Genomic DNA, 8,939 nt, shown 5'->3' on the forward strand with positions numbered 1-8,939 from the left:
CTCACGAGGTTATAGCACATATTTTCCTGCTCAAGCTGTCACTAAAAGTTCTCGTAAAATACTGCGCTTTCCTTGATCAAAAGACTGTTTCCGACGGTCACCTTGTGGTTTAATTTCATCAGGATCACACAAAGAAGGTTATAGACCTATGAACAATGTATTCGAGATCGTTAAGTTCTCTCGTCGCAAGAATAAACTGAAGCGGGAAATTCAGGATAACGAGAAGAAAATCCGCGACAACCAGAAGCGCGTAACTTTGCTTGAGAACCTGCTTGATTACATTCAGCCAGAAATGACTCACGATGAGATCGTAGAGATCGTTAAAAACATGAAAGCTGACTACGAAGATCGTGTAGATGACCACATCATCAAGAGTGCAGAAATTTCAAAAGAGCGCCGCGAGATCAGCCGTCAAATCAAAGAGCTGACCCGTCTGGACAAAGAAGGCAAAAAATAAGCTTTCTTTCTGCGATAACGCAGTCGCCCGACAGCGAAAATGACAAGACCACCCTCTCGGTGGTCTTTTTGTTTTTTGGCCCTAGCAAGCCGACAGTTGCATCGAACGTAAATTCGGTGACACCAACAAAGTCGCTTCGGTGGCAGCCTGCACCTCTTCAATGGAAAGCTCTGGCGCAAGCTCAGTCAGAACCATGTCGCTCTCATTGATTTCAAACACACCTGTAACCCTCCCACAGGCAGTTCTGAATTCGAAACCAGCTTCCAGGCGTTTGGTAAATCCGCACTGATCTGGCTGATACGCTCCAGATCCTGCGGGTTCAGATGCACCGTGACTTTCTCCAATTTGCCGGAAGGGCTTCGAGGGTTTCATCTACCAGTGTCAGGATTTGCTGTGGCATCATTTTCATCATGAAGGCGCAGCATTTCGATCAGGATGGCATGCTCTGCACCACGGAAACCTTTGCGATGCAGCGTTCAATCAAGTCATTCATCACCTGATGGTCGATATCCTGCAAACGAGCGATACGGTAAAGCAGTTCGTCGTGGTAATCCGATGGCAGATGCTTCAGCACCGCGGATGAACTTTCGGCGGGATGATATTCCCCACGTGCATACCCTTTCGCTGGCGCTGAGTTATCGATTGGTGCATCTGGTCAATAAAGAGCAGGGGGCACCACTGACCCAACGTATCCGCGGTGTCCGCCGTCATCTTTCTGAACAAATCGGCTTCATTCTGCCGGAAGTGCGTATCCGCGACAACCTGAGCCTGAAACCGAATCAGTACACCCTTTCCCTCAATGGCGAAGTGATTGAGCAAGGCTTTATTGAACCTGCCGTTGATTCGCCAGCAATTGAAGCAACAAGGCATGGCGCCAATCCTTCTGGTGATGCCACAACTCCGCCCATTGATTGCTCGCTATGCCCGCACCTTTACACAAGGACTGGCGGTGCTTTCTTACAACGAAGTGCCGGAGAACAAACAGATCAATGTGGTAGGAAACCTTGGCTGATCTTTAGTCAAGTTTGAGGAGAGTCAAGGCATAAAGAAGAAACGGCGATAGCCGTTTCTTCTTTTGAGCCTATGGCGCTTAGATCAGTTTCTTTCGAACATGGATAACCAGCGCTTCTGCCAATATCACCACGGCGAAGATACTGAAAAGCACCATGGAGACCTTCTGCCATTCAAACAGGTTTTGTGCATCGTTCAGCACTACACCTATCCCACCAGCCCCCACAAGACCAAGCACTGCAGACTCGCGGACATTGATATCCCAACGGAACAGAACAATGGAGTAGAACGCTGGCATGACTTGCGGCCAATAGCCCTTTAACAGAATGCTCATCCAAGATGCGCCTGTGGCTCTCAGCGCTTCAATTGTGCCCATGTTCACTTCTGCAATCGCTTCAGCGAGAAGCTTGCCGACAAAGCCAACGCTTCGCACAGCAATAGCCATGATTCCCGCCAATACACCGGGTCCAAATAGCGCGATGAAAAGCAGTGCCCAAACCAGAGAATTCACCGAGCGGGATGACACCAAAAAGAACTGGGCAACCCAGTTAAGCGTTTTGCTCGGGGTAATATTTGGTGCATTCAGTAGCGCCAATGGAATCGCAAACACCAACGTAAACAAGGTGCCCAAAGTGGCGATATGCAGGGTTTCAATTAGCGCTGCATGAATGGTTTCCGGATAGAAGCCGTAATCCATCGGTACCATGCGGCTGAACATGTCTGAAAACTGCGCCGGTGCGTCATACAGGAACTCCGGGATCACCTCGACCGTCTGCCAGGACCATACAATGGCTGATACAAAGCAGAGGTATACAGCAAAACGGGCGAGTCGCTCATTGAAAGTGAAACGTTGCCACTCTTTATCGATAGAAGCCGTCGTCATTAGAAAATTCTCCTTACGATGTTCGACAGGAATTCACCAACGAGTATCAGGGCGATAATGGTGATCAGGATGGCTGCCACAAAGTCGTAGTCAAAACGCTGGAAAGCCGAGAAAAGTGTACCGCCCAGGCCACCAGCCCCTACGATGCCAACCATGGTTGAGTTACGAAGATTGGAGTCCAATTGATAACTCGCAAAGCCGATAAAGCGGGTAAATACCTGCGGCATCACAGCAAACAGGATAACGCTGATAAAATTGGCACCTGTCGCCCTAATCGCCTCAACCTGCTTAAATGAGATTTCCTCAATCGCTTCCGCAAACAGCTTTGCGATAAAGCCGATGGACGCAAAAACCAGGGTTAAAATCCCCGCCAGAGCACCAAAGCCCACCGCTTTTACGAACAGGATGGCAATGATCACCGGGTGGAAAGAGCGACATAGAGCAATGAAGCCACGCACAGGAGTAGAAACAATGGATGGCATCATGTTTCTTGCCGCTAACAAGCCAAGAAACAATGAAATCAAGATGCCAAAAAAGCTCGAGATAATGGCGATTTGAAGGCTTTCTGCCAGTCCACTCAATAACAAGCTGGAGCGGGAAAAATCAGGGGGAAACATACGAGAAAGTAACCTCTCGCTCTCCCCAAACCCCACTATCAAACGCTCAACACTAAGGTTCAAACTGGAAAAGCTATAAAACAGGTACGCAATGATGCCGAGAATACAAACTCTGTTTACCCAAGAGCTCTTAAACGGATTCTCAACATCAACGGAGGGGTTTAGTCCAGCCATGACTCACCTCCATAAATCACTTTTAGATCCTCTTCGCTGATCCCTTCAGGGCTGCCATCGTAGTACACTTTCCCGTTACACATACCAATGACACGTTTGGCAAAACGTTTAGCGAGATTCACATCGTGGATGTTAACCAAAACAGGGATTTGTTTTTCTTTGGCAAAGGTTTCCATCAGCTCCATGATCTCAACCGCGGTCTTTGGATCGAGGGAGGAGGTCGGTTCATCAGCCAGCAAGATATAAGGGTCTTGCATCACAGCGCGTGCAATACCGACGCGCTGCCTTTGACCACCAGATAGGCTGTCTGCGCGCTGATTGGCGAAATCTTGTAAACCCACGAATTCCAACAATTCGAAGGCTTTCTTTAGATCTTCCTTGGCATAGTTACGACGCCAAGCATTCCATGACGACATGTAGCCCAAGCGTCCACTCAATACGTTTTCTATGACTGTTAGGCGCTCAACCAAGTTGTATTCCTGGAACACCATGCCGATATGGCGACGTTGTTTTCGCAGCGCTTGTCCTTTGAGTTTTGTCAGGTCCTCACCCTCAAACAAAATCTCACCGCTGGTTGGGTCGTTAAGGCGATTAATACAACGGAGCAACGTACTTTTTCCGGTACCAGAAGGGCCGATAATAGCGATGATTCCCGGCTCATCAATATCAATATCAATGCCTTTGAGGATTGGCTTTCCTGCCACGTATTGATGAAAAAGGTTTTTAATTTTTATTCCGTCATAACTTGCTACGGCCATACTCATATTCCTTGTTGCCCTTATTTTTGGGTGCACGATGCCCTACCCGTGAGGGCACCATGCTTTTTAGATTGAATTAACGAATTATTGCGTTGTGGCTTGCTTGGCCAGTTCAGCCGCTTTCTTCTTGGCGCGTTTCGCAGCGTCTTTTTCCGCCAACTTCTTCAAGCCAGCCTTGGTGTAAGCGGTACCCGTTGCGTGCGCAATATTACGGATCACAGACCAATCTTCCTTGTAGGTAATAGGCGAGAAGCGGTCTGCACCTTTAAACGCATCGCTCATTTCCTGCGTGAATCGATAGCTGAAGAAGGCTTCATTGATCTTCTCTACCAATTCAGGTTTCAGGTTATGCGCATAGCCAAAAGCAGAGGTCGGGAAACGCGGGCTGCGATAGATAATTTCCAGTTCAGAGTCATCAACACGACCTGCTGCAACCATGCGGTCGTAGACATCGGAAGCCACTGGTGCAGCATCATAGTCGCCATTGAACACGCCAAGGATGGATTGGTCATGCTTACCGGAGTACAGCACTTTGTAGTCTTCGTCCGGAACCAAGCCTTGTGCTGGAAATAGCGCTCGCGGTGCCAGGTTGCCAGAATTTGACGAGGCAGAAGTGTGAGCGACTTTCTTCCCTTTGAGGTCTGCCATTTCTTTTATACCGCTGTCTTTACGGACAATAGTGACCAGGTTGTAACCCTGAAAGCCAGACTCATCACCTTTAACCGCGATTGGAACGTAACCTGCCAGATTCACGGCGTAACCGGTTGGACCCGTTGAAAAGCCAGCCACGTGCAGGCGGCCAGAACGCATAGCTTCAACCTGAGCTGAGTTTGAGTGGACGGTGTAGTAGATAACTTTCTTACCGGTGATCTTACTGAGGTGAGCCTGAAAATCGGCGAATGCATCTTTGTAGAGTGCGGGATCTTCAACTGGGGTATAAGTGAAAACCAACGTACTTGGGTCTATCCATTCTGAAGCGTCTTTTGGTGAGTCTGCAACCAAGTCCTGATTTTCATCACAGTATCTTTCATCCAAAACACCGCGATGAGAACACTCATTTGCCATAGCAACAGATGGCAGAAGCAATGAGCCAGCGATTAACAATCCTTTTACACTGTCTTTCATAATAGAACCTTATATTCACGTTATTGTTGATGTGCAGCTTCCCTATAGCAGAAGGCATGCCAACAATATTTTTATTATTTTTCAGATATTTAAAATTATGGCGAAATTCCCCGATTTCACTTCGGTCATTTCTGTCCAGTTTAAAAAGGTACAGAGAGTGGTTTGGGTCATTCCTGTCCAAAACGCTTAAAAGCGAAAAAAGGAGCCACATGGCTCCTTTGATTTAAAGTGCTTAGCCGTCCCTGCTGGGTTTAAAATTCTCTTTATCCAACTGATGCTTTTTCATTTTCCGATAAAGGGTTTTTCTTGGCAGATTTAAGCGAACAGACACTTCGTTGATGTTACCCGAGGTTTCAATCAAGGCCTCAGTCAATACGTTACGCTCGTACTGTTCCATCTGCTGTTCAAACGCGAATGCCTCCGTTCCCTGGGTTGGAGGGGAGTGTAAATCAAAGCCTTCTCCAACAATGCCAAGTACAAACCGATCCGCCACGTTACGAAGTTCCCTGACATTTCCCGGCCAATCGTGACGACACAGCTGTTGGATTTGCTCTGCGTAAAGCGTCGAAGGACGCGTTTTATATTTTTGGCTGGCTTGAACGACGAAATGACGGAACAGCGACTGGATATCTTCCTTTCTTTCCCTGAGTGGCAGCAAATTGAGGCTGGCTATGTTGAGCCTGTAGAAAAGGTCTGAGCGGAACTCGCCCCGTTGGCTGAGCTCAGAGAGATCTGCTTTGCTCGCCGCAAGTACGACAATATCGACGGGGATAAGCTCATTGCCGCCGACCCTTTCAATGACCCGCTCTTGAATCACCCTAAGCAGTTTGATTTGAACGGATATCGGCATGCTTTCGATTTCATCCAGAAAAAGCGTACCGCCATTGGCTTGTTCAATTTTACCAATGCGCTTTTTATTGGCGCTGGTAAAAGACCCCGCCTCATGTCCAAATAGCTCGCTCTCAATGATGCTCTCTGTCATCCCGCCACAGTTAATCGCGACGAACGCTTTGTCCTTGCGGGCAGAATACTGATGCAATGCCCGCGCAATCACTTCTTTCCCTGTGCCGGTTTCCCCATTGATGATGGTATCGACGCCTGTGCGCGCCAGAGCTAACACCTGATTTCTTATCATTTCCATATGCGCCGAGGAGCCAATCACCCGGCTTTCAATAGGCAAGGCTTGTTCTGATGTAAGATCTGGAGATTGCTCTATGTGAGAAGCTGCAAGGCTCAGCTTTTCAACCAGCTCATCGCTTTGCAACGGCTTCTCGATAAAATCAAAAGCTCCCAGCTTCATGGCTTCGATAGCCATCGGAATATCGCCATGGCCACTCATCAGGATCACTTTGCATCTTGGCGCCCGGTGTTGAATAGCGTCCAGCATGGAGAGACCATCCAACTCAGGCATCCGCACATCACAAAGAACGACCTGAGCAGCGTCCGGCGTGAGTAACTTCAATGCAACCTTGGGGTCAGTAAATCCTGAAACCGTAAATCCCTCTAATTCCAACATTTCACTGACTGCTTCGACGACATCAATCTCATCGTCAATCAGCGTGATGCGTTTTTCCATCATCTCTTTAGCCTTGTTCAAGATGTACTACAAATTCACTGCCTTGCCCGGGCTGCGAATAAACCCTGATAGAACCGCCAAAATCTTTAATGATATTGAATGCAATAGACAGCCCTAACCCTAAACCTTTACCAACATCTTTTCTTGTGTAGAACGGGTCAAAAATATGAGGAATATCTTCGCTGGGTATTCCCTTGCCATTGTCTTTGACCTTAATACTCACGCCTTCTTCATCACAGTTCACCGACATCACAATCAGCGGGTTCTCTGTCTTCTCGACAGCATCGACAGCGTTGCTGAGCAAATTGACCAAGACCTGCTCCAAACGAATAGGATTGGCAATCACACTCTGGGTCTGGTCAAGGTGACAATCCAATGCAATCGGCACATCCCGGCTGACGAACAACGCGATGGCGTCATTGATAACTGGCATGACTTCAACGGAGGAAATTTTGCCATCACTCTTTCTGGAGAAGGCCTTCAAATGATGCGTTAACGCAGCAACTTTGCTCAGCAACATTTCAATTTTTAAAAGGTTCTGCAACGCCTTGTCTGTGCGTTCTTGCTCCAGCCATTTTTGGGCACTGCGCGTATGACTGCTAATAGCAGTCAATGGTTGGTTGATTTCGTGGGTAATACCAACACTCAGTTGTCCCAGTGCGGCAAGCTTACCCGCCTGAACCAACTCGTTTTGTGTCACTCTTAATCTTTCTTCCGCCAACCGTCGCTCTTCGACTTCGGCCTCCAACTTTTTGTTGGTGCGCTTTACCACTTTTGCTGTGGCCTGAAACACTTTCAGAGACTTGGCCATTTGCGTAATTTCATCCTGGCCTCTCAACGCAATTTCTGTGTCCAGATAGCCAGTTGAAATCGCAAACATTTCATCGCGTAGGTGCAGCAGTCTCTCCAAAATGTTTTTACGCACGTAGAACCAAGCAATACCCGCTGCGGCAATCAGACTGATGACAGAAAGCGTAAGGGAGAAGTTTCGGTTTGAGGCCAAGGACTGCTGAACCTGGGCAATAGATTGATCAATTTCCAGATTCACATTTGAGGTGTTGCGCTCAATTTGAATAGATAGTTGGTGCAAGTATTCACGGCTGTTTTCAAGCAAAAACGCTTGCTGATAATGATGCTCAAGCGCCTGGTTTTTCAACCTGACTAAATGACTGGAACGGGACGCCAACGTGTAAATCACGGAGAGCTTTTCATCCAGTGCTGGAAGTGATTTTGCCAGCCCACTCGCTTGCCACAGATCGAACCACTCCTCTCCAAGCTGTTCCAAACGAATCGTGGTGTAATCCAGCTCATTGAAGCTACCGTCGTTGAACAGCTTCTCCACCAGCCCAAGCTGATAAAAGAGTAGCGCCTTCAATTGACCATACTGGAGTTTCGACTTATCCGACGCTGGAAGCTTATCGAGCTCATCAATGACCTGTTGAAGCAGTGGATAAAAACCTTCAAGCAAATTCCTCAATTCAGCATTCAGCTTTCGGGAATCTTCCGCACTTTGATAAAGCAAGCTCAAGCTATTGTTTACCTGCATCATCAGGTCTTTGAAATAGGCGTGATACTCTGGGAAATGCACCAGTATTTGGTTCATTTCCTGAATACTGTCGTCCACCCTGGTCATGGTGTTTCTTCTTTCGAGGTTTGATTCGGCATCGGCCAATTGAGAGGCGTCACTGATCACCAGACGCACCATGTCGTTCAATCTGGCAGCATGCTCAAGCGCGACAATATCTTTCTCTTTGAGCTCAACCAACGCCGACTCAAGTTTGTCGTAAGTCACCGAACTAAAAAGTGCGAGTAGCAATGTCGCCATCGACAACATAGCGAGCGCAAGCCCAAGGCGAACCTCGATCCCCCGCCACTTGAACCTGCCTTTGCGAGTTTCTTGCGTTTTAAGTTCCTCTAAAGAGGTGCCTTTTGCATTTACAACCATAGGCGTTAAAAGAGCGTCCCTGAATGACCACCCACTCCATTCACTAACTGATGAAGTGATTACTAACAACTATATAACACATCACTGTACCCCATTGAAAACGCGCTATTCTGAAGACCTCCTCGTCGCCAAGCCTCTCATTCAATTTAACTTTTGCTAATAAAAGGTCGCCTATACCCTTTTGGCAAAGAGGAACTAACAGGGAGGAACTAACAGGGACACACACTTTAAGAAAGAAGCCAAAGAGCCGAATCCCCTCAACGTAGTGAACACAATACTCAGTCGCAAGTGTTGAAAATCTAACCTTAGTTCTCAGTCTGGGTGGCGCTCGTTACGATTTACCCAGATTTCAAGCAACAAAAACATCAGGCTTAGGCCTGATTGACAGAAAAT

Annotated in this window: 8 protein-coding genes and 3 pseudogenes; 2 read left to right on the forward strand and 9 right to left on the reverse strand. The window is 47.6% G+C overall.

Annotated elements, in window-relative coordinates; genetic code table 11:
- Positions 1–148: 148 nt before the first annotated feature.
- Complete coding sequence (locus tag RN22_RS18905) at positions 149–457, forward strand: DUF496 family protein (protein WP_002536784.1); 309 nt, start codon at positions 149–151, stop codon at positions 455–457.
- Between the two features lie 81 nt (positions 458–538).
- On the opposite strand, the gene RN22_RS24775 is transcribed toward RN22_RS18905, so the two are convergent.
- The 3 genes and pseudogenes from RN22_RS24775 to fliG form a co-directional block, all read right to left on the reverse strand.
- Complete coding sequence (locus RN22_RS24775; protein WP_231590932.1) at positions 539–676, reverse strand: hypothetical protein; 138 nt, start codon at positions 674–676, stop codon at positions 539–541.
- A pseudogene (locus tag RN22_RS24780) lies at positions 655–866 on the reverse strand (FliH/SctL family protein); the annotation flags it as partial. The pseudogene RN22_RS24780 and the gene RN22_RS24775, both read right to left, overlap by 22 nt.
- Positions 867–893: 27 nt before the next feature.
- Positions 894–1,058 (reverse strand): annotated as a pseudogene (fliG, locus tag RN22_RS24785) (flagellar motor switch protein FliG); the annotation flags it as partial.
- Here fliG and RN22_RS24790 point away from each other — a divergent pair.
- Positions 1,052–1,469 (forward strand): annotated as a pseudogene (locus RN22_RS24790) (FHIPEP family type III secretion protein); the annotation flags it as partial. The pseudogenes fliG and RN22_RS24790 sit on opposite strands and share 7 nt — an antisense overlap.
- Before the next feature lie 78 nt (positions 1,470–1,547).
- On the opposite strand, the gene phnE (RN22_RS18920) reads toward RN22_RS24790, so the two are convergent.
- The 6 genes from phnE (RN22_RS18920) to RN22_RS18945 all read right to left on the reverse strand — a co-directional run bounded on the left by phnE (RN22_RS18920) (position 1,548) and on the right by RN22_RS18945 (position 8,546).
- Positions 1,548–2,351 (reverse strand): phosphonate ABC transporter, permease protein PhnE, encoded by an 804-nt coding sequence (gene phnE, locus RN22_RS18920; protein ID WP_002536781.1) that lies wholly within the window; start codon positions 2,349–2,351, stop codon positions 1,548–1,550.
- The gene (gene phnE, locus RN22_RS18925) at positions 2,351–3,142 is read right to left on the reverse strand and encodes a phosphonate ABC transporter, permease protein PhnE (RefSeq protein WP_046306693.1); all 792 of its coding nucleotides are present in this window, start codon (positions 3,140–3,142) and stop codon (positions 2,351–2,353) included. Before phnE (RN22_RS18925) ends, phnE (RN22_RS18920) begins: the two co-directional genes overlap by 1 nt.
- Positions 3,130–3,900 carry a phosphonate ABC transporter ATP-binding protein gene (gene phnC, locus RN22_RS18930; RefSeq protein ID WP_046306695.1) on the reverse strand — a complete coding sequence of 257 codons (771 nt, stop codon included), beginning with the start codon at positions 3,898–3,900 and terminating at the stop codon, positions 3,130–3,132. The genes phnE (RN22_RS18925) and phnC overlap by 13 nt, the downstream gene beginning before the upstream one ends.
- Before the next feature lie 84 nt (positions 3,901–3,984).
- Positions 3,985–5,025, reverse strand: a complete 1,041-nt coding sequence (gene phnD / locus RN22_RS18935; protein ID WP_002536778.1) for a phosphate/phosphite/phosphonate ABC transporter substrate-binding protein — start codon at positions 5,023–5,025, stop codon at positions 3,985–3,987.
- Between the two features lie 232 nt (positions 5,026–5,257).
- The gene (locus RN22_RS18940; protein ID WP_197076321.1) at positions 5,258–6,601 is read right to left on the reverse strand and encodes a sigma-54 dependent transcriptional regulator; all 1,344 of its coding nucleotides are present in this window, start codon (positions 6,599–6,601) and stop codon (positions 5,258–5,260) included.
- Between the two features lie 7 nt (positions 6,602–6,608).
- Complete coding sequence (locus tag RN22_RS18945; RefSeq protein ID WP_046306699.1) at positions 6,609–8,546, reverse strand: sensor histidine kinase; 1,938 nt, start codon at positions 8,544–8,546, stop codon at positions 6,609–6,611.
- Positions 8,547–8,939: the final 393 nt, after the last annotated feature.

The organism is Grimontia sp. AD028 (assembly GCF_000973155.1).
Taxonomy (GTDB): domain Bacteria; phylum Pseudomonadota; class Gammaproteobacteria; order Enterobacterales; family Vibrionaceae; genus Enterovibrio; species Enterovibrio indicus.

What these genes read in the sequence shown, in the direction of transcription:
- phnE (WP_046306693.1), bottom strand. Translation starts at nt 3,142, where the DNA reads ATGGCTGGACTAAACCCCTCCGTTGATGTTGAGAATCCGTTTAAGAGC.
- RN22_RS18945 (WP_046306699.1), bottom strand. Translation starts at nt 8,546, where the DNA reads ATGGTTGTAAATGCAAAAGGCACCTCTTTAGAGGAACTTAAAACGCAA.
- phnE (WP_002536781.1), bottom strand. Translation starts at nt 2,351, where the DNA reads ATGACGACGGCTTCTATCGATAAAGAGTGGCAACGTTTCACTTTCAAT.
- RN22_RS18905 (WP_002536784.1), top strand. Translation starts at nt 149, where the DNA reads ATGAACAATGTATTCGAGATCGTTAAGTTCTCTCGTCGCAAGAATAAA.
- phnD (WP_002536778.1), bottom strand. Translation starts at nt 5,025, where the DNA reads ATGAAAGACAGTGTAAAAGGATTGTTAATCGCTGGCTCATTGCTTCTG.
- RN22_RS18940 (WP_197076321.1), bottom strand. Translation starts at nt 6,601, where the DNA reads ATGGAAAAACGCATCACGCTGATTGACGATGAGATTGATGTCGTCGAA.
- phnC (WP_046306695.1), bottom strand. Translation starts at nt 3,900, where the DNA reads ATGGCCGTAGCAAGTTATGACGGAATAAAAATTAAAAACCTTTTTCAT.